Source organism: Tepidanaerobacter sp. EBM-38, assembly GCA_001896545.1.
Lineage (GTDB): Bacteria > Bacillota > Thermosediminibacteria > Thermosediminibacterales > Tepidanaerobacteraceae > Tepidanaerobacter.
Window position 1 is genome coordinate 75,226 of record MPOT01000054.1, and the last position, 20,545, is coordinate 95,770.

General features: G+C 37.2%; 17 protein-coding genes. 1 reads left to right on the forward strand and 16 read right to left on the reverse strand.

Translation table 11 applies throughout. From position 1 onward, the window contains the following. Positions 1–41 precede the first annotated feature (41 nt). From BUC45_RS06120 to BUC45_RS06145, 6 genes are all read right to left on the reverse strand, one after another. Complete coding sequence (locus BUC45_RS06120) at positions 42–515, reverse strand: PTS sugar transporter subunit IIB (protein ID WP_213974634.1); 474 nt, start codon at positions 513–515, stop codon at positions 42–44. 1 nt (position 516) lies between these two features. Then, positions 517–936 (reverse strand): hypothetical protein, encoded by a 420-nt coding sequence (locus BUC45_RS06125; RefSeq protein ID WP_213974635.1) that lies wholly within the window; start codon positions 934–936, stop codon positions 517–519. 294 nt (positions 937–1,230) lie between these two features. Then, positions 1,231–4,020: a sigma 54-interacting transcriptional regulator gene (locus tag BUC45_RS06130; protein WP_296971008.1), complete on the reverse strand. Its 2,790-nt coding sequence runs from the start codon at positions 4,018–4,020 to the stop codon at positions 1,231–1,233. Positions 4,021–4,058: 38 nt separating this feature from the next. After that, complete coding sequence (locus BUC45_RS06135; RefSeq protein ID WP_296971009.1) at positions 4,059–5,420, reverse strand: SEC-C domain-containing protein; 1,362 nt, start codon at positions 5,418–5,420, stop codon at positions 4,059–4,061. A 168-nt stretch (positions 5,421–5,588) separates the two neighbouring features. After that, entirely contained in the window at positions 5,589–6,770 is a 1,182-nt protein-coding gene (locus tag BUC45_RS06140; RefSeq protein WP_296971011.1) for a MalY/PatB family protein, read from the reverse strand. A gap of 28 nt (positions 6,771–6,798) precedes the next feature. After that, positions 6,799–7,305 (reverse strand): type 1 glutamine amidotransferase domain-containing protein, encoded by a 507-nt coding sequence (locus BUC45_RS06145; protein ID WP_296971012.1) that lies wholly within the window; start codon positions 7,303–7,305, stop codon positions 6,799–6,801. 608 nt (positions 7,306–7,913) lie between these two features. Here BUC45_RS06145 and BUC45_RS06150 point away from each other — a divergent pair. Next, the gene (locus tag BUC45_RS06150) at positions 7,914–9,008 is read left to right on the forward strand and encodes an ERCC4 domain-containing protein (RefSeq protein WP_296971013.1); all 1,095 of its coding nucleotides are present in this window, start codon (positions 7,914–7,916) and stop codon (positions 9,006–9,008) included. 38 nt (positions 9,009–9,046) lie between these two features. Here the strand turns inward: BUC45_RS06150 and pgmB are convergent, their stop codons facing one another. The 10 genes from pgmB to BUC45_RS06200 form a co-directional block, all read right to left on the reverse strand. After that, complete coding sequence (gene pgmB, locus BUC45_RS06155) at positions 9,047–10,309, reverse strand: beta-phosphoglucomutase (RefSeq protein WP_296971014.1); 1,263 nt, start codon at positions 10,307–10,309, stop codon at positions 9,047–9,049. Positions 10,310–10,322: 13 nt separating this feature from the next. Next, complete coding sequence (locus BUC45_RS06160) at positions 10,323–11,072, reverse strand: response regulator (RefSeq protein WP_296971016.1); 750 nt, start codon at positions 11,070–11,072, stop codon at positions 10,323–10,325. Beyond that, complete coding sequence (locus tag BUC45_RS06165; RefSeq protein WP_296971017.1) at positions 11,050–12,789, reverse strand: sensor histidine kinase; 1,740 nt, start codon at positions 12,787–12,789, stop codon at positions 11,050–11,052. Before BUC45_RS06165 ends, BUC45_RS06160 begins: the two co-directional genes overlap by 23 nt. Positions 12,790–12,858: 69 nt before the next feature. After that, positions 12,859–14,511, reverse strand: coding sequence for an iron ABC transporter permease (locus tag BUC45_RS06170; RefSeq protein WP_296971018.1), 1,653 nt, complete (start codon positions 14,509–14,511; stop codon positions 12,859–12,861). Next, positions 14,508–15,584: an ABC transporter ATP-binding protein gene (locus BUC45_RS06175; RefSeq protein ID WP_296971019.1), complete on the reverse strand. Its 1,077-nt coding sequence runs from the start codon at positions 15,582–15,584 to the stop codon at positions 14,508–14,510. Before BUC45_RS06175 ends, BUC45_RS06170 begins: the two co-directional genes overlap by 4 nt. Positions 15,585–15,699: 115 nt before the next feature. Further along, positions 15,700–16,734, reverse strand: coding sequence for an ABC transporter substrate-binding protein (locus tag BUC45_RS06180; protein ID WP_296971021.1), 1,035 nt, complete (start codon positions 16,732–16,734; stop codon positions 15,700–15,702). A gap of 367 nt (positions 16,735–17,101) precedes the next feature. Next, positions 17,102–19,033 carry a diguanylate cyclase gene (locus BUC45_RS06185; RefSeq protein WP_296971022.1) on the reverse strand — a complete coding sequence of 644 codons (1,932 nt, stop codon included), beginning with the start codon at positions 19,031–19,033 and terminating at the stop codon, positions 17,102–17,104. A 52-nt stretch (positions 19,034–19,085) separates the two neighbouring features. Continuing rightward, the gene (locus tag BUC45_RS06190) at positions 19,086–19,310 is read right to left on the reverse strand and encodes a hypothetical protein (RefSeq protein ID WP_296971023.1); all 225 of its coding nucleotides are present in this window, start codon (positions 19,308–19,310) and stop codon (positions 19,086–19,088) included. Beyond that, a complete protein-coding gene (locus BUC45_RS06195) occupies positions 19,282–19,464 on the reverse strand; it encodes a hypothetical protein (protein ID WP_296971024.1) in 183 nt (60 codons plus the stop codon). The genes BUC45_RS06190 and BUC45_RS06195 overlap by 29 nt, the downstream gene beginning before the upstream one ends. A gap of 145 nt (positions 19,465–19,609) precedes the next feature. Then, positions 19,610–20,500 carry an S-adenosyl-l-methionine hydroxide adenosyltransferase family protein gene (locus tag BUC45_RS06200; RefSeq protein WP_366749857.1) on the reverse strand — a complete coding sequence of 297 codons (891 nt, stop codon included), beginning with the start codon at positions 20,498–20,500 and terminating at the stop codon, positions 19,610–19,612. Between the last annotated feature and the right edge of the window lie 45 nt (positions 20,501–20,545).

Here is a 20,545-nt window from a genome sequence, read left to right on the forward strand (position 1 = left end):
TTTATTTTACAATTGCGCAATTAAAGTAAATTTAAAGCCATTTATCGAAGTGCCGACAACTTAACCCGTTTATCTGTAGGAGTTGCTTGGAAATAAACATTAATGCCCCTGCCCTCTAATTCTTTTAAAATAGCAACTTCTTCATCACTTGCAGAAATGTTTTTGTAAAGAGCTTTCCGATATTGATTGGCGCCCATACCGCCGACATTTAACTCTTTCAAATCTAGCCCTTCATCAAAAAGCGTTCGAGCAGTTTCTGGCGTTTTTACTAATATTAAAGTGTTTTTTTCATCGGCTTCATACGCCTTCAACTTTTCTCCAATCCCATCATTCGCTGCAATAACCAGCTCAATCCCCGATGGGGCAACCATCTGCAGAACACCAATCAGAAAATCGTCCTTTGCCACACCATCATCAACAATTAACACTCGTCTTGCCTGGTATTGTTTAATCCATGCAGTTACAACCTGACCATGAATTAAACGATCATCAATTCTTATGAATTTAATGCCCATACTACATCACCTCCCTATGTCTTTTTAAAATATCTTCTTTTGTTTGAATACCAAAAGTCCCAACTTTCTTAGCTTGTGCACATAATTCCTCAACACTCATCACATCTTTTTGCGAAAGAACCTCTATCAGCATAGGCAAATTTACTCCGGTAACAAGTGAAACATTAGATTTATCTAATGTGCTGATAATGCTGTTAAATGGCGTTCCTGCTATTAAATCCAGCATAATAAGCACATCGCATTCTGGTTCACGTAAGATTTCATCAACTAAATCTTTCCTGTATTGATCAATATCCATACCTGGCTGCAATCCTAATACATAGACATTATCAGCCTTACCCATAATCATCTGCGATGTTTCAACCAATGATTCAGCCAAATTGCCATGCGTTGCAACAATTATCTTATTATTAAACATCATCTTTGCCCTCCTTTCTTTTTTACCTGCAATTAATAAAAGCAATTTATATGCCAAGCATCTGTCGCAATAGCTTAAAAGAAGTAATTATTTTTAGAGTCTAATAACTGACTGCATTACCGGCTATTAACCGCTCACTATTAATAAAAAAACATCATATCTGTCACAACCTACTCCTATTGTTGTGACAGATATGATGTTTTTTGTGACACATAAAACTTTATTCTGTAGTATTTGCTCAAGTGTAAAAGAAACTCTTCCACCTGTACAACTTTCTACATCGAAATACAGATTAAGTCAAAGCAAAATATCTATTATATATGCTATCTCACTTTTTGGTACTTTGATATTAAAGTAACTCTCTAAATTAGAGATAGAATCTATAACGGCTTCATACAAATTACTATGCTGTAATCGATATTCTTCAGCATTTTCGTGGCTTAAAGGCGCTTTTCCGAGCACTAGCCGTTCTATCATGAAAGCAATGTGCACCGTCAACTGAACTAATTTTACCTGGTCTAGCTGCCGATTTAAATTGCAGCTCAAATTATCAAGAGAAACTTGTATGATATCCACAGCCTTTTTGGGGTCAATTGCCACCATGGTTTCCATTAAGCTTTCCAAAGAAATATACCGCGCCATCTTCTTAAAAACTATTTGCTTACTGACTTGGCTGCTATCATCACATATGATATCAAATATCCGCTCAATTCCATTATGCTGAAGTAAATCCGTAAGGGATACAAATGGCACATCTGCCAGTTCGCCGGTGTCAAAAGTTCCAACAACAACATCCGGCGGTTCTTCTGCCTTATTATATGTTTCCATAAAGCTTGTGTATTCTAACGCAATGATGTTACATGGTGTAGATAGTAAAGGATTTATTGACCTTTCCAACATTTCTTTAATCTTTTGTGCTGTGCCTATTCCTGTAATACAGACTGTCCAGATTACTCTTTGCTTACTTCTATGTTCTGCTGGCAAAAATTCCGTCCGTATCGTATTCTGGAATTTTTCCGTATCATTTACAATACTCTTTAGGTTAGTATCGCCAAAAGACAGTTTGCGAGCAACATCTAAGACCATGAGTAAATTGAATCCTGAAACAGAAGCAATTTCAATTTTTTTCCCAAAATAGAGCCACAACTTTTGAGACAAATCAACTAAAGATCCCATATCAACCATAAGCAGCACGCCTTTTAATGGTCTTTGGCTGTTTAGTAGGCCGACCAGCTGATTATAGATCTGCTCAGAATTCATATCAAGCGGCATATCAATAGCCAGCACCAACTCATCTCCTAAAAGCCTATTTGCTGTTTTTGCTATAGATGATGCTGTAGATTCCCCATGGCATAGAAGTATAACTTGATAGCTTCTGCTAATATCTCGAGTCTTATTTGGAACTGCAGTAATAATGAACATTGCCATGAACGCGGCTTCGTCTTCAGAGTATCTTAGTTTATAAGCAGCACAAACATTTCGAACATATCGGCCTGCAATTTCAAATTCCTTTGGATGAGACTCTTTAATTCGCTTTAGATTCGGGTTATAAATTGTTTTACCTTCAGCCGAACGGTCAATAAATGCTTTTGTATGCAAGGCAATACCTAAAAGCACATCATCATTTATATGAAAATTTAAGTTTTCTGAAGCTTCATTAACAAAGTGTCGAGCAAGATCCAATATGTTTTGCGGTACAATCTTGCTCATATCTAGCTTCAGTTCAACCCCTTTGCGAGATTGATTTAGTATTTTTGCAAAATGCCTATCAATTTCCTTGTAAATTCTGTTGTTTGCTTCTGCAACTGAAATATTGCTGTCTAACAGTCTTTGATACTTTGTTGAAAGATCATCATAAAAATCAGTGTCCTTATATTCATCCGGCACTTCCAGAAATTCCTTATCAATAGTGGCGACAAGCGGCTGGTTTACACCATGCGCGCCAAGACCAATATAAATATTTAGAATATCGCGATTATAACGGCTTGAATCAAAAAAATCAGCTAACGGCTCATCTATATGAAGACTATTGGAGTGATTTTCCAATGATTTTACAAAAGCTCTGGAGCAAAGGATTTGAATATTACCCTTTAGTTCACCAATATTGCCGTCTAACTCAGTAAAAAGCAGTCGATTTACTACTTCCTTATCCACAAAAATACGTTTTCCAACACGTGATGCTTCCTCTTGGAAAAACAATTTTATCAGCGAATATCGGTCGGAAAGGCTACGCTTCTCAAGCGGCGGCAGTTCTACAACAATTGGAATCCGTCGTAAAAATGTCCTTAACATTATGTCCTTTTGACTGTCTGTAGTAGCGCAGATGATCCGCACATTGCAGGGATGTTCTTCAGTGGTTTCTCCAAGCCTGCGGTAAACCTTTTTATCCATAAGAGTAAAAAGCATCTCTTGACCTTCAGGCGGCAAATTATGCACCTCATCTAGAAAAAGATATCCGCCTTCAGCCTTTGCAACTAGCCCTTCCTTTGCAGCCTCAGCTCCGGTAAAACTTCCACGGACATGACCAAACAACTGACTGGTAAGTAGTTGAGGATTTTCTGCATAATCGGCACAGTTAAATGATATAAAAGGAGCGCAAGGTGCAATCACACCCATATTTACCGCATAGCGATACATCGCGTGAGCAAAATAAGATTTGCCAACACCGGTTTTACCGATAATTAAGGTGCTCAATCCGTTGGGAGGATACATAATAGCCGCCTTTGCCTGTTCCACCTGCGTAATAATACTGGTACAGCCGGGCAAAAGATTATAAAACATATCCCTGTTTTTATCCGCTGATTTATGGGACATTTCTTTACAATTCTCGTACTCATCTGGAATACTGTTTTGCTTATGAATTCGTTGATACGTTTCAGTATCTAAAAACCTTACTGGTCTGCCACTCTGTTTAACCACAAGTCCTTCCTTTACCAACCGATTTAATTCATGGCTTACAGTATTTCTACGGATACCTAGATGCTCGCTCAGTTGCGTAGCTGAGAAACCGGCCATTTGCTTTTCTGTTGTTGAAATAGACTTGCCAAGCTCTTTTAATTTATTGTAAATTTTATCTTTTCTCAGCATGTTTTACAGTTCTCACCTCTTAAGTATTTGAGCAAAGGTCAGGCCTCACTTTTGTCCAGTTTCAGACCTAGATTATCAAAAATTTCCTTAAGGCCTGATTTTTCAATTTGGCATTTGATATTAGCTTCTTCATAAATTTCCTTTAAAAATTCAGCCTGTTCGTTTAAGCCCTTTGATTCAAGATATGAAATGTATTCATCAAAAAACTCATCGGTAATTAGTTGTTCTATAGATTCCAACACAATTGGACTATCATCAATAGCTTGTGGTAAATTCTTTATGAGTTTTTTCATTGATGTTAAAATAATCTTTTCAATTGCTAATATGTGTGCTCCTGTTGGGAGTAAGAAGAATTCGGTTACTTTTGCAAGTTTCTCTCGTAAATCATTATCTTCAGATTTCTCCATTGCTTCAATTAATGTTCTGGTAATACATCCATATGATTCGGTAATTACGATCTCTTGCTTTAAAAATGCAGACTCTGCATCAAAGAGCATATCCATAAAATTCAATTCTTTATTTATATCGACATGCGGTAAATTTTGAAGGAATATCTGAGTTATTACTGAAGTAAACTTTAGGAAAAAGCCATATATTACAAAAAACGGGAAATTGAAATCTATTTCGCTTTTCAAAATAAATTCCAGATCATCTTCGATATCCTCTAACATACGCATGCCAAAATACTCTTCAAATACCGGATATTCTCTAAATAGTTCGTGGGTTTCTGCAATATCTACTTGACAAGCAGTTTCATCCTCTTCTTTTATAATTTGTTCAAATTTTTTACCTGCTTCGTTTATATCCTCAATGCTTGCTTGAAGAATTAACTCAAAAAAACTTTGATGTGTTTCGTCTATTAGACCCATAAATATCCAATGAAAAATCTTTTCAAGTTCATCCTCTGTAAAATTATTATTGCGAATTAAATATGCTAGCATAAAAAGATTTTCCTCAATAGTAAAATTATCGGCTATTTGGGTTAAAAGCATGTCTACCTGTTCTGAATCATCAAGCTCCACATGTGCTAAAATACTTCCTGGTATTCGAAGAATCTTCAAGTTTTCATTTTCTCTGAGCATATCAGCAATATCGTTATTGAGTTTTAAAAAACTGTCTTCAGAAAACTCTTCTTGTGCATTCCATACTTGGGCAATAATATTTGATAATTTTTCTACATCAACAGCTTCAGCTTGTGTTTCGTCCAATTTAATTCCAAACATCACACTTATTACCCTTATAAGGTCCTTTGCATATGCAGTAATGCTGAAATCATCGCTTAATTTTCTCATTAACTCTGTTTCGATTTTTTCAACTGTGGGAAGGCAGCACTTTTTATATTTCTTACCACTTCCACAAATACATTCTTCGTTTCGCTGAATATCAAACACATCGGACATTTGTCAAACCTCCATATCATTAAAGGAATTTCATTTAAATCGCGTTTATGACTTCATTCTATCACACTAAGTTATTTACCGTCTATATCTGTATATTAAGCTTAAAACTGTAGTCAAAATAAAAAGAAGCCACAGATTTAAAAAACCTATGGCCCCTTATTTACACTTTTACTTTATACTTTCTACCGCCGACTTCAGTCGTTTTACTGCTTCATTTACATATGTTCTGGGACAGGCTATATTGACTCTCTGAAATCCTTCACCACCATGGCCAAACCAATAGCCACTTTCAAAAGCAAGTTTTGCCTTATTTATAATAAAGTCATTCAGTTGATGAGCATCAAATCCCAGTTCCCTGCAATCCAGCCACACCAGATATGTTCCCTCGGGTTTTACGACCTTTATCTGGGGGACATCTCTTTCTATACCCTCAGTAAATGCCCTTAAATTTCCATCCAAATACTCCAAAAGCTGGTCAAGCCATTCCTCTCCGTGCGTATATGCAGCTTCAAGAGCTACCAATCCAAAGGCATTGTTTCTGAGCAGTTGCAGTCTTTTTATGAAATTTCTGTATATGTCATAATAAGTTGCATTAGGAATTATTATGGTTGAGGTTTGAAGTCCCGCCAAGTTAAAGGTTTTGCTGGGAGCTGTGCATGTAATAGAACTTAGAGCAAATTCTTCCGATATCGATGCAAAAGGTGTATGCTTTACCCCGGGGTATAAGATATCATGGTGTATTTCATCAGATACTACCAAAATATTATTATCAATACATATTCTTCCCAGTCTTATCAACTCATCCTTCGTCCACACACGGCCTACAGGATTATGCGGGCTGCATAAAAACATGAGTTTAATACGCCGGTCCTTGACTTTTTCTTCCAAATCGTCAAAATCCATTGTATAACGCCCATCCTTATAAATCAGCGGATTATTGACAATTCTGCGGCCGTTATCTTCAATAACCCTAAAAAACGGATAATAAACCGGCTGCTGAACCAATACCTTATCTCCCGGATATGTAAAGGCATTAATAATAAAACTTAATGCTGGCACTACTCCAGGAGTATATATCATCCACTCGGTTTTCACATCCCAATTGTGTCGTTTTTTCATCCATCTAGCCACTGATTCAAAATAAGATTCCGGTCTTGACGTGTATCCATAGATTCCCTGTTTTGCTCTCTCAACTAGTGCATCTACAACCGGCTGTGGGCTCATAAAATCCATGTCGGCCACCCACATGGGCAGCAAATCATCCCGGCCAAACATTTTTTTTAGTTCATCCCATTTGGAAGAATAATTACCGCTTCGTTCGATAACAGTATCAAAATCATACTTTTGCATAATATCCTCCCCCTATTATAAGCAATTGCTATCCAATTTTTTCAATTATAGCCTTTAAAAATGCCGGCAAATCATTGGGATTCCTTGATGTTATTAAATTTCCATCTACGACTACCTCTGCATCTACATATTCCGCACCCGCATTTACAATGTCATCCTTTATTGAGAAAAATCCAGTTAATCTTTTACCCTTTAAATTACAGCAAGAAGCCATCATCCAAGGTCCATGGCAAATAGCGGCTATCGGCTTACCAAGTTTGTCCATTTCCCTTACAAAATTCAATGTATCTTCGTTCCTGCGCATATGGTCCGGAGAGTAGCCTCCCGGTATTACAACAGCATCATAATCCTTGGCCTTTACTTCCTTGGAAGAATGAGTACTTTTTTCCGAAAATGTGCTCTTTCCCACATATGCCTTGTCTTTCTCCGAACCTACTAAATGCACCTCATACCCCGCCTCTTTAAGCCGAAAATAAGGATATATTAACTCCTTTTCATCAAAAAAATTCTCTATCAATATAGCAACCTTTTTCACCTAAATCACCTCCTTGGACAAGTTTCCCCGAACATTATTGTATATATACTTTGACATCTTTTAAGAAATTCCTCTATTATATTTTAAATCCTTCAAAATCATGAGAAAACCTCCTCATGCTGCAGGTTGGGCAATTTAGACAAAAATAAATGCCGCATATAGCGGCACAAACTGCATTATATTCAGCTTTAATTAGTCTTCATACAAACTTGAAAGCATTTTTTGGACGTCTTTTTTAGCTTTTGCAATCTTTTCTTTTGCAACCTTATCTTCAAAAAGATATTTCTTCAACATATATCATCGCCTCCGTTGATAACAATTTTCAATCTCAATTAAATTATAATATGAAAATCATTATCAGTCAAGAGGCAAAACAGAAATTTCTAAAGAAATTTCAGCGATTTTTAGAGCAATTTTTCAATTTTCGGGGACTTTCGGGGAGGGATTTTTAGGGACGGTTCCAAAATATTCATGAATATTTTGGAACCGTCCCTAAAAATCGCTGAAAATTGCTGTTGCTGAGAATTGCCCCGAAAATCTTGTGCAAACCAAGTAAAACACGTATAATTAATTACATAAGCAGTGAATTTCTTAAAAGGAGAGTAACTATGTCTTCTTTATGGTGGATTCTTGAATCAACGGATAATGAAAAGTTCCCCTACAGGCTCAGCATAAAAATGGATGATAAAACAAAACTGTGCCTTAGAGTTCAAAGTAAGTGGCCTGGAGCTGGGACTCAGATTTTTTGTTTGAGAGAATCAGAAGATTATTCAGATTCCATTGAAGAAATAGAACGCGTTCCGGTAGTAAACTTAAGCCGCTATGGAAAACGACTTTCGGTAGTTCTGGATCGAGCCACCAATAAAAGATGTGAATTTTTATTTTTAAAAAAGAAGTATAAACAAAAAGAAGGCGAATATGAGCAGATATTTTGGAGAACCCAGCAGGGATTGAGGGAGAGAAAGCCAAAGGTTCGGCTTACAGCCCAAGGTAATGCACAGATTCATATCTTGATAGATACAAATGAAAAATACCCGTGGAAATTTAATGATTGCACTGTAGAGAGAAAAGCTCTTGATGCCGGAGATTACGCCCTTTTAAGAAAAGATGGAATTGTAGCCGTGGTAGAACGAAAGACCTTCGAAAACTTAAGAAGCGATTTGAGTAATCTCCCTATATTTCACCAAAAGCTTGGGGAGATGGAGGCTTATGCCCATTCTGCACTAGTAGTAGAGGCCAATTACTCGGACTTTCTAAACCCCGATAAACTAACAGTATACACGCCTTCTTTTATGGCTAAAGCTCTTGCGGAGCTTTCCGCTCTGCATCCTAAAACTAAGATCATTTTTGCTGGTAACAGAAAGCTGGCCAATGAATGGACTCTTAGGTTTTTTGAAGCTATTGAGTCCCATGAAAGTGACGTATTTCCCGACAAAGTAGCCGAACAGGCGGCAAACTACGAAACGTCTCCTAACTTTAGAGGCGGCATGTATTATGATATAAGGAAAGAAATTTTAGATGGCTTTGCAAAGAATTTTACCATCTCCGAAATCAGGGAAAGGTTCCCCAATGCCAGTGACTCAACTATAAGAAGGGTTCTACAAGAACTAAAAGAAAAAGACATTATCGAGTGTACAGGCAGAGGGAGAAATAGTCGGTGGATAAAAAAAGAAAAAATAGGGACGGTTCCAAAATATTCATGAATATTTTGGAACCGTCCCTGAAAATGGCTGAAAATGGACTAATGAACTTTGTTCCTTTTTAGGGTTTCTAATGTAATTTGCTTAATCTGAGGAAAATATGAGTCCATTTCAGTACAGTCTTTAAGTGCCTGACCGACGCCTATTGCTCTCATGTTTCCTGATTTCGCTGCTTGAATACCTGCTTTTGCATCTTCTATTACTACACAGCTTTCATAGGGAACTCCTAACTTGTCTGCTGCCAACTTGAAAACTTCCGGGTCTGGCTTTGATTGAGCTATTTCATTTCCATCTGCTACAATATCAACAAGGGGAAGTAATGCAGTTTTTTCTAATATGGCATATGCGTTCTTGCTGCTGGATGCTACGGCAGTTAGAATGCCGTTGGCTTGTAATTCCTCTAGTAATTCTCTAGCACCTTCATATATATTTTCTTCCGATAAGCTTTGCAGGTATTTTAAATACAAATCATTTTTTCGCTTAGCCATTGCCGCTTTTTCTGCATCGGAGTAATTTTCTTTGGACTCATCCAGTAAAAGCTCTAAGCATTTCATCCTGCTTACACCGCGAAATTCCCTATATTTTTCGCTGTCAAATGGAATATCTATTTCTTCAGCCAGCTGATTCCAAGCTTTATAGTGCATTTCATCCGTAGAAACTAAAATTCCATCTAAATCAAAAATAACTGCTTGTAGGTCTTTATCCAATACTCCCTTACGGCTTAATCGCCTTCTAAGGCTTTTGATATTATTTTTATAAACAAAACCATCCATGCCCAAAAAAATTGCCGCTTCTACATTCAACATATAATCATCTATAAAAAAACATTCCTCCGGAACTAATCTGTATTTATCAAGTAATCTCCTATATATATCCAAATCCGGCTTCAATAAAAGCTCGTCTGCTGATATTATCATGCCATCAAAATAAGATAATGCCGGTATTTTTTTGCAATAGTGATAAAAGCGTTTACTGGTATTTGAAAGCAAATACAAATTAAACCCTTTTGATTTCAACTGCTTTACCAAATAAAACATCTCATTTTTCCCGTGCAAATTTTCATGCCAATTGTTGAGAATATCGTCAACTGTCATATGCAAACGTTCCGGCAGTTTATCATAAAAAATACATTTAGCCTCTTTTTCCTCAATGCTTCCCCTATCCAACTGAATCCATTCGATAGACTGAAATATAGTCTCATATAGTATGTCTATATCCTGTTTATCAGCAAATTGTTCTATATATTTTTTAGGCTCATAGCTAATTAACACATTTCCCATGTCAAATATAATGTTTTGAATCATCAGATCACCTTTCTTAACATATATCTTGAAATTCTGAAGGCGTTACACCCACTAGTTTTTTAAATAGTGTTGAAAAGTAGGTAGCATCCGTATATCCTACTTGCTCAGCTACTTCATACACCTTCAATCTGCAGTCTTTCAGCAGTTTTATAGCCATATTAATCCTATAATAAGTTAAGTAATCTACAAATGTATAATCTGTATGCTTTTTGAATAACCGACTTAAGTAGCCCTCGCTCAATCCTAGATAATCTGCTACTTCGCCAATCGTTATGTCTTCTTTAAAATGCTCTGCAACATAGTCTTGCGCCTGCTCTATATACTTGCTTTTTGTGCCTTTCTTCAGGTTGTATTTGTTAAAAAACTCTTCTTCTATCGGCGCAGCAGCATCCGATGAGCAATCATTCTTAGCCTTTTTAACGGCTGCTATGAGTTCTGCATCACGAAAGGGTTTTAATAAATAGTCACATACACCAAGCCGTAAAGCACTTCTGGCATAGTCAAATTCACTATACGCGCTTAAAATAATAAATCTTGCATCACTAGATTCTTTAACCGATTCGATCATTTCGATTCCGTCCATCTTAGGCATTTGAACATCAGTGATTACAATATCTGGTTTATAACGTTTTATGGCCTCAATGCCTTCCAAGCCATCGGAAGCTTCGGCGACCACCATACAGCCCATGCTTTTCCAGTCTACCGTCAAAATGATGCCTTTGCGGACCATAAGCTCATCTTCAACAATTAAAACCTTCTGCACGTTTATCCTCACTCCTTTTGGCCGGCAAAACAACAGTGATATCCGTGCCGCAATCTATGCTGCTGGTAACGTAAAGGCCATAGTTTTGTCCATAATACAATTTTAAAATATTACTCACATTGTAAATTCCTAAATGCCCCTCATCTTTGTCAAAATCCGCTTGATTATACTTATCCACAAGTTCCGGAGGCATTCCGCAGCCATTATCCCTTACCGTTAATAATAAATTTCCATTCTCCATTTTGCCGATAATAGAAATCTGACCACTTTCTTTATCCCGCAAACCATGTATAATACTATTTTCAACTAATGGCTGCAAAATCAATTTTGGCACTTCTATATCTAACAAATCTTCCGGAACATTAATTGAATGTTTAAATTTACCAGAAAAACGTATTTTTTGAATGGCAATATAGCTTTCTACCACATCTAGTTCCCGATATAAAGGAATAAACTGATTATCACTGATGCTGCATCGTAAAATCTGTGCCAAATCATTGGCAATGTCTACCACACCTTCTATCTCATTCATTTTTGCCATCCACTTTATGGTATCTAGGGAATTGTAAAGAAAATGCGGTTTTAGTTGCGCTTGTAATAATCTTATTCGTATTTCAGAAATTTCTTTTTGGCGTTCCACAAGTTTTTCTGTATATAACTGCAGATTTTCATTCATGTGGTTAAATCTATCCAATAATTCGCCAAATTCATCTCTTCTATTTGTTATAATTCTCGTATCAAGCTGACCATTTTCCACTTTCTTAATTGCCTGTTTTAATTCATTAATGGGTTTAGTTAAGCCTCTACTTAGCAAAAAAGAAATAAACCCACAAAGAATCACAGCGACTATAAAACCCAAAAAGCCAATTGCTCTCATCAAATTTACAGCATCATTTGTTATCCCTGCAGGGGTTGTGAGAAAAATATTATAATTATAAGCCTTGTTTTCATGTAAGAATGAAAATGTATTCTTCCCCTTTAATAATGTCGGCCCATTTTCCCTCTCAAAACTTTTGGCAAAACTTTTGAGCACACTTTGTGATAAGTAGGTATTATCTGATGAATAAATCGGGTTCCAAAAAGAATCTGTAATCATAATAGTTTCATTATTCATAGTAAAACTGCTAAATAAATCAGAAAAGCCGGAAGCTGTTATTTCTATAACCACATATCCTGCAACATCATCTCTGCTTTTTATAGCCCTTGCCAGATAAAGTAAAGCTGTGCTCTTGTTTCTTCCATTTTGATTTTGATTTCCATCATATAGAACCATGCCATTATTTTCGCAGGCCTTTCTCAATACACCCCAACGGATTGGAAGCCTGCTGCCTTCCAGCGTTCCTGAAGTTCCCCAACGCATTTTTCCTGTTGCATCATAAAGTGAAATTGATGCCCCTTTTCTCATACCTTCTGTAACACGATAAAGTTCTAAGTATACATCATTTTTATTTTTATAGTCCGGTTCAATTAGTGCTTCTTGAATCAATGGATTAGTTGCAATAAGATTGGTTACGACTTGGTATTCTTTAAGGTAATTGCTAAAGCACAAATCAATCTCGTGAATTTGTCTAAATCCCAACTCTTTATTATGTTTTTCCAGTGAAACAACAAAGACTTGCATGAAACAGATAATGCATATCAGCATGGGAAGCAGGCCAACCAAAAAGTTGCCCAATAAAATACGGTGCTTGAAAGATAAACGATTAAAGAAATTCATATGTAGCCCCCACGAAAATCATTGATTTCATGGATTTATTCTAACATGTTAGAATTTTGGTGTAAACCATCACACGCTTATACTGTCACTCTTAGTTACTGCAAAGAAAATCAATAATGATATTGTTGTAACCAAAGTCAGTATTGACGCTAAAGCTGCCGCCGTCCCATATCCACCGCGGACAACTTCAGAATAAATAGCAACAGAAATCGTGCCGGTCTTGCCTGTATATAAAATAATGCTGCTGGATAACTCATTAATTGTTGTAATCCAGCTAATTACTGCGCCGCTTAAAACTCCGGGCATCATCATCGGTGCTGTTACTTTAAAGAATGTTTTAATGGGCGATACGCCTAAGCTAATAGATGCTTCATCGATGCTCTGGTCTATCTGATACAATATGCCAGTGCTCGAACGAATCGTATAAGGCAGTTTGCGAATTACATATGATAAAATCATAATTGCTGCTGTGCCGCTAATCATAATCGGAGGCTTATTAAACGCTCCAAGTAGTGTAATACCTAATACAGCCCCCGGTATTACATATGGCAGCATTATAAATACATCGATTGCAGTAGTTAGCTTATTGCGTTTTCTTACAATAAGGTAGGAAAGCAGCATACCTGCCGCTACCATAATTAATATAGCCACTGTAGAGAACGCAAAAGTATTTTTAATATTTCTGCCCAATTTATAAAAAATACTTAAATAGCTGTCAAAGGAAAACCCCTTAACAAAAATTGGGCCATTTGTCTTGATAAAGCTAGTCACTAATACAGTTATTTGCGGTAGCATGGCTAAAAATACACAAACAAAACAAAAAGCTGTAGCCAAAAATCTTGAATATGGTTTTAATTCTTTGACTTTAGGCGGTCTTAATGCACTCATCTGGTAATTTCTACGGCCAATATACCATTTCTGTAAAAACAGTATGGCTGTAGAGCAGCAGATAATTATAATACTTAGAGTGCTGGCCATGGAAGTATTGCCACCTGTTTCGCTCATGAACTCCGTGTAAACTACAACCGGTAAAACACGATACCCCTCACCTATCAGCATTGGTGTGCCAAAATCCGCAAGACTGGTCATAAAAACCATTAAGGCGCCTGCGGCTATTGTTGGCAGAACCAGAGGAAATGTCACAGTAATAAGTTTTTTCAGCCCCGAAACACCTAAATTCTCTGCCGCCTCCTCTAAGGATGAATCAATGCTTTGCAGTGCTCCTGAAACATATAAATAAACATACGGATAAAACTTCAATGTAAATACCAGTAATATTCCGCCAAATCCATATATGGTCGGGGGTGTTATACCTATGCCGCTAAGTAAATTTGTAACGAACCCATTTCTGCCTAATAACACAATCCAAGAATATGCTCCTATAAACGGCGGCGACATTAAAGATAAAATAACGCAAATATTGATAAATCGTTTGCATGGGATATTATACCGAGTAACTATGTATGCCATCGGCAAACCTATTGCAGTAGCGCCTATCGTGGCAAAAGTGCATACTATAAGACTATTTTTCAACGTGGAAAAATAATATGGTAAGCTAAAAAAATCTTTATAACTCTGAATGGAAAAAGAACCTGTTTCAAAAAAACTTTTAATAAACAAACGTATTAAAGGATAAATTATAAAAATTCCAATGATAAGCAGCGAAAAAATACTTATTAAATTCCATATAGAAAACATCTCTGCTTTTCTATTTTGTTTCATAGAAGCGCCACCTCGCCTTTGGAGTCAAACAAGTTTATCTTGTCGGTATGTATTTTTATTCTTACTTCATCCCCTGGTTTTCTGAAAGATGACACGTCTTTAGTATATTCGTTTGCCTCAATGGTTTGACCATTTTCTAATAGAATTTCATATTTAGTAAAGTCGCCTAAAAAAGTGGCTAGCTGGATTTCCCCTTTAATCGTATTATCTTTTTCTTCAGTCAAATAAACATGTTCCGGACGCAACGAAATCTTCGCTTCTCCTTCGTAATTTTCTTTTAGACTAATGGGTATTTGCACATTCACAACATCTAGATAAGTTTGAGAGCCTATTTGAATGATTTTACTTTCAATGAAATTGCTGGTCCCAATAAAATTTGCAACAAAAGCATTTTCCGGGTGTTTGTAAATAACTTCCGGACTATCGATTTGTTGTATAAACCCGTCTTTCATAACCCCTATGCGGTCCGATATAGCTAGTGCCTCTTCCTGGTCGTGAGTTACATAAATAGTTGTTATGCCTAAACTCTGCTGCAATTTTTTAATTGTGGTTCGCATTTCCACTCGAAGCTTTGCATCCAAGTTAGACAAGGGTTCATCCATTAATAAAGCACCTGGGCGAATGACAATTGCTCTGGCGAGTGCGATACGCTGCTGTTGTCCGCCGGAAAGCTGCTGGGGGGATCTATCTTTTAAACCTTCCATTTTTACCATGGTTAAAGCTTCCATGACTCTTTCGTCAATCTCTGACCTGCTAACTCCCCTTGCCTTAAGTCCATAAGCCACGTTTTCAAATACCGTCATATGAGGAAAAATCGCGTAATTTTGAAAAACCATGCCTATGTTTCTTTTATGTGCCGGTATATTGTTTATTATTTTATCATCAAAAGATATTTTACCACTGTCAATGGGATTAAAGCCTGCCACCATGCGAAGTAAGGTAGTTTTCCCGCAGCCGCTGGGTCCAAGCAGTGTAAAGAATTCACCTTTTTCCACTGTAAAACTGGCATTTTGTATTGCTCTAAACTCTCCAAAGTTTTTGCTTACTTCATCGAATCTTACTGAAAAGCTCATCCCCATAATACCTCCGAGTTTCTCTATTTAATTAATAATACCCTCGGAATTAAATTCCTCGGGTATTATTTTATATTTTTTTATTGGTATAACTTCTGCTTTATTTATATGTATTTTATTTTCCAGTCATAATCTGTTTCCAAGTATTTAGTATTTGCGCTTTATTCGCTGCCGCCCAGGCCACATCGTAATCTACAACCGGAATCTCATCAAGGGCCGCCAAACCTTGTCCCGGTGCTACATCAACGCGGACAGGCCTTCGGCTCATCTCAGATACAATCATGTTTTGAGCATCTTTGCTAACTGTAAAATCCAAAAACTTCTTTGCGTTTTCTAAATTTTTCGTTCCCTTAATGATTGCTGTACCATCAGGCACTATAGAAGTTCCTTCTGATGGATATACATACCCCACTTCTGCTCCGGCGATTACATATTTTTGTGCAGATTCCTCCAATGTAATACCAACCGCATATTCACCATCTGCCACACCTTTGAAAATCGCACTGGAACTATTTAAAATTTTCCCGTCTAAATTGTCAACAAGCTTTCGAACAAAGTCCCATCCGTCATTTTCCGGATGTGCGAGCATCATTGTAACCAGTGCGGTAAAGCAGGAACCGGATAAATTAGGATCTGTATAGGCAATTTGACCTTTCCATTTTTCATCCAGCAAATCTTCCCAGCTCTTAGGAACTTCGTTTTCAGAAACTAGTTTTTTATTGTACATAATTACTATTGGCAGTGCGGAAAATCCCGTCCATTTATTATCAGCCGTCAAAAATGCATTCCCGATGTTTACTGCTTCTTCAGATATGTAGGGTTCGAAATACTCTTTATATGCCTCCAAGGATTCAACGCCGCCTCCAAACATAATATCTCCTTGAGGATTATTAGCTTCTGTTTCAATTCTTGAAAGCATTTCGCCTGTACCTGCAGCTACAATATCTACCTGGATTCCTGTGCGCTCCTGAAATTCCTTAACAATTGGTCCATATACATCTTCTTTATGGGAAGTATAAACAACCAAAGTACCTGGATCACTTTCACTTTCTGATGGCTCCTTCTGTGCTGACCCCGCACCACACCCAACCACAGAACCCGCGATAACCACAACCAGCAATAAAGCAATTATTTTTTTTGTTGTTCTCATTTTGCCCCTCCGCAACACCCTGTCTAAGCACAGCCCAAACAGAGTTATTTTTTATTTTAATGGAGATACATAATGCTTACATCTTTTCCTTCTCATAAACCACATGGCCATTGGTTTACAACTTAAATGATAGTAATTTCAATACAAAAAAATGTTTAATTTCCCTTGCTATTATATATTGTATATAAATTTCGAATTATTAACAATACGGTAAAGCTGACATTTATTTTGCTATTCTGACGTAGATGTTTAGTGAATTTTTAAGGCAATTTTTAAGGCAATTTTTAGGGACGGTTCCAAAATATTCATTCGTGAATATTTTGGAACCGTCCCTAAAAATTTGGAACCGTCCCTAAAAATTGAAAATTTACAAGCATATTCGGTTTTTACCATTTCTTTTTGCCTGCAGTAGAGCTTGGTCGGCTCTTTTAATCAATTCATTTTTATCTGTGATTTCGTCACAAAGCTCACAAATACCGACACTTATCGTAACTTGCATGGTGGAAACATTGTCTAAATCATTGGAATTTAAACCTCTATTTGTAAACCACCGAAAGAATTTTTCCTTGATTATATCATATCCCGATTTGTATTCGTCCCGGCCGTAATCATCAGGCTTCTCATCATCTGTACCCGCTTTATAATCTTGCAAACTAAAGCTGTAATCATTAATCTTGTTTTTAATCCGCGTAAGAATGCCAAAAGCCTGTTGGGCACCTGTCTCGGGTAATATAATCGCCAATTCATCGCCGCCATAGCGTGCTAATATATCGCTGCTACGAAGGTCTTCCTGTATAAGATTTCCTATTTTTGATAACAAATAATCGCCGGCTAAATGCCCATAATAATCATTATACTTTTTAAAATTATCAACATCGATTATAGCCAAGCTGAGATCTCGTCCGTAACGCCTGGCTCTTTCAAATTCTTCTTCCAGTATCTGATGAAAATAGCGGTGATTGTAGAGGCCTGTAAGCCCGTCCTTTATCGCCAACCGTTTCAATGATTTATAAAGCATGGAATTGCCTATTGCTACCGAAACCTGAGATGCTATGGCATCAACCACTTTACATTTATCCTCCGTCAGCGGCTCGCTTGTTTCCACATTTATAGTTCCAATACAACCTTTCTTTGTTTTAAGTGGAACTGAGTAAAAGGATTTAAGTTCTTCGCCTTGTTCTTCAAACTCCTTGAATTTAGGTTCATCAAACACGTTTTTAACAAGTATGGGTTTACCCTCCTGAAACACCCTCCCCGCAATGCCTTCCCCTGGCCTCAGCTTAACCAGTCTTTCAGTATCCTCAGACAAGCCTTTGGACTTTATTATTTTCAACATTTCATCTTCAATATCCAAAAGCATCAAGGAACATGACATAGCATCAACCGCATCATATATAGTTTTTACCCCTATCTCGGCTACATCGTCTAAGTCAATGCTTTCAGCCAATTGTTTTGCCGTTTCATAGAGAATTACCACACTTTCCTTTTCTTCCTTTAATTTCCGGGTCAACCACACATTGCTTATGGCAAGCCCAATCTCCCCGGCAATATTATTCAGCAAAATAATGTCTTTGCTTTTAAACTTTTGTACTTCATAACTTCCTAATAAAATAACCCCTAAAACTTCACTACCTGCCTTAAGCGGCACCGTCATCTGCGACTTTGTTCCATGAACACAAAGTACATAACGCCTATCCTTTTCAGCATATTGCGAAAGTATCGCTTTACCTTCCTTTGCCACCGACCCAACGATGCCCTCACCGATTTGAAATGTTTTTTTAATCAAATCAGTTTCCGTTAAATTATAAGATGCTGCAGCCCGAAGCTCGTCACTGTTTTTTTCCGCATCAAAAAGAAAAACCACTCCAAAGTCTGCCCCTGAATAAGCCACCAGCCTACCAACAACAGAAACTAATAGCTGATTTAGCGAAGATGACGCATGTATGGCCGAAGTGGTATCACATAATAAATGATTCTCAAAGTTTATAACCTTGATATTCTCACTGAACTTATCAAGTAATTCAAACACTGGTAGCATCCCGAAATATTTTAAAATAGATTCAGGCAAAGCCCTATATTCATTTACTTTTACTGTACATGTTTTATTTAACACCGTTAAAACATTATAAATATCTTCAAATGCTTTAATAAAAATAAATGTTGGTATTGTTACAAGAACAAATCCGAATATCCAACTTCTTGATAATGCTCCGGCTTTTGTAAAAAACACAAATGCCACTAAAATAAAAATGCAGCATGCCAAAAAAAGCCTCGCTGCAAACCTTCTTTGTGCCCCCATCCCTACTTGCTACCCCCTATCCTCTTAAACGAAAAACGGGGACGGTTCCAAATTATTCACTCAGTCCCCTCGAAGCCAATCGCTGAACCATTGAAAAACTTAGCTCCGTCAAGTCAGCTATTTCTTTATATGTTAGCTTTATATCCTTGACTAGGTTCCCCAGCAGACTTTTCAACGCCTCCTCTGTTTCCCTTAGTTCAATGACACCGTTTACACCATATTCCGCAAGAGTCCTATAAATCAACTTACTAGCAACAGCCTTCTTTAATATAAGCATATATCCCTATACCGCTGCCAGAAATCTTTTCTGCTAAAATATTCAGCATTTGTTTTTTAGCTTCCCCGCTTTGAAAAATTCTTTCGCGGTTAATGCCTCGCATCATAATATGGTAAAATCCTGTCCTGCTAAATCTACGTGCTGTCCTAGGCATGATATAATCATCTCCTTGCGATGATTATATCATAAATATACCATCTGGTTAATAATTTAGAACCGTCCCTAAAAATCTTCTTGAGATGAATAAACGGGGACGGTTCCAAAAAATCGAATTGCTATGAAATTTAAAAATCAAAAAATCATTTTGTTATTTTTACGCTCCACTCAGCACCGGACTCGATATTATAAGTCTCGGCAAAGTTGTCCATATTGATGGCAAATGCTACATTTAATTCAGAATTCATATACAATAGAGGCTCGCCCTCTTCAACATCACCAAATGTATTTACATAAGGCATTTTACCTTCGTATACTTTTTTACCATCTTTCATTATGCATACATTTACAACATCACCTTTTTTTATACCAAAATCCTCAAAGACCTTTTTGGGAATGCTTGTCCATACATTTCCGTAGGGTTGATCTAAAACAACAACCATTCCCCAAACGGCATTATCCTTAATTTCTGCTTTTTGGTAGTTTATCATCTCCACCTTTGGCTCTAATAATTTGCCGACTTCGTCAAAGGTTATTACTCCTGACGCTAGGCGCGCACCGGTGTATGCATATACATCTCGGCCATGGAAGGTATAAGATGCTTCAGAGTCAGCCAAGCGATTTACTGCTTCATCAATTTCACGCACTGCTTCAATACCTAGGTTCTCCGACACCAATGTTAAAGTTCCGTTGTCAGGAGTTACAAAATAATGCCCTGTCTTTGTCTTTAATACAACTGATTTGCGGTCAGTACCAACACCCGGATCGACAACTGATACAAACACCGTACCCGCAGGCCAATAAGGTGCCGCACCGTTTAACCAATAAGCTGCTTCCCATATATCAAAAGCAGGAATCTCATGAGTTAAATCAAACATTTTCAAATTGGGATCCACACCAAAAGCTACGCCTTTCATAGAAGCAACGGCATCATTCTTTACACCGAAATCCGTTTGAAATACAAGTGCCGATGTAGCTGACGACAACCTTACTTGTTCTGATTTGTCCTGACTTGCAAGAACAGTTCCCACCATTCCCAAAGCTAAAATTACCACCAGACACATTACCAGTTTTTTGTT

Coding starts and splice junctions, on each gene's coding strand:
- BUC45_RS06120 (WP_213974634.1), bottom strand. CDS start 515: ATGGGCATTAAATTCATAAGAATTGATGATCGTTTAATTCATGGTCAG.
- BUC45_RS06125 (WP_213974635.1), bottom strand. CDS start 936: ATGATGTTTAATAATAAGATAATTGTTGCAACGCATGGCAATTTGGCT.
- BUC45_RS06130 (WP_296971008.1), bottom strand. CDS start 4,020: ATGCTGAGAAAAGATAAAATTTACAATAAATTAAAAGAGCTTGGCAAG.
- BUC45_RS06135 (WP_296971009.1), bottom strand. CDS start 5,420: ATGTCCGATGTGTTTGATATTCAGCGAAACGAAGAATGTATTTGTGGA.
- BUC45_RS06140 (WP_296971011.1), bottom strand. CDS start 6,770: ATGCAAAAGTATGATTTTGATACTGTTATCGAACGAAGCGGTAATTAT.
- BUC45_RS06150 (WP_296971013.1), top strand. CDS start 7,914: ATGTCTTCTTTATGGTGGATTCTTGAATCAACGGATAATGAAAAGTTC.
- pgmB (WP_296971014.1), bottom strand. CDS start 10,309: ATGATTCAAAACATTATATTTGACATGGGAAATGTGTTAATTAGCTAT.
- BUC45_RS06165 (WP_296971017.1), bottom strand. CDS start 12,789: ATGAATTTCTTTAATCGTTTATCTTTCAAGCACCGTATTTTATTGGGC.
- BUC45_RS06170 (WP_296971018.1), bottom strand. CDS start 14,511: ATGAAACAAAATAGAAAAGCAGAGATGTTTTCTATATGGAATTTAATA.
- BUC45_RS06175 (WP_296971019.1), bottom strand. CDS start 15,584: ATGAGCTTTTCAGTAAGATTCGATGAAGTAAGCAAAAACTTTGGAGAG.
- BUC45_RS06180 (WP_296971021.1), bottom strand. CDS start 16,734: ATGAGAACAACAAAAAAAATAATTGCTTTATTGCTGGTTGTGGTTATC.
- BUC45_RS06185 (WP_296971022.1), bottom strand. CDS start 19,033: ATGGGGGCACAAAGAAGGTTTGCAGCGAGGCTTTTTTTGGCATGCTGC.
- BUC45_RS06190 (WP_296971023.1), bottom strand. CDS start 19,310: ATGCTTATATTAAAGAAGGCTGTTGCTAGTAAGTTGATTTATAGGACT.
- BUC45_RS06195 (WP_296971024.1), bottom strand. CDS start 19,464: ATGCCTAGGACAGCACGTAGATTTAGCAGGACAGGATTTTACCATATT.
- BUC45_RS06200 (WP_366749857.1), bottom strand. CDS start 20,500: ATGGTGGGAACTGTTCTTGCAAGTCAGGACAAATCAGAACAAGTAAGG.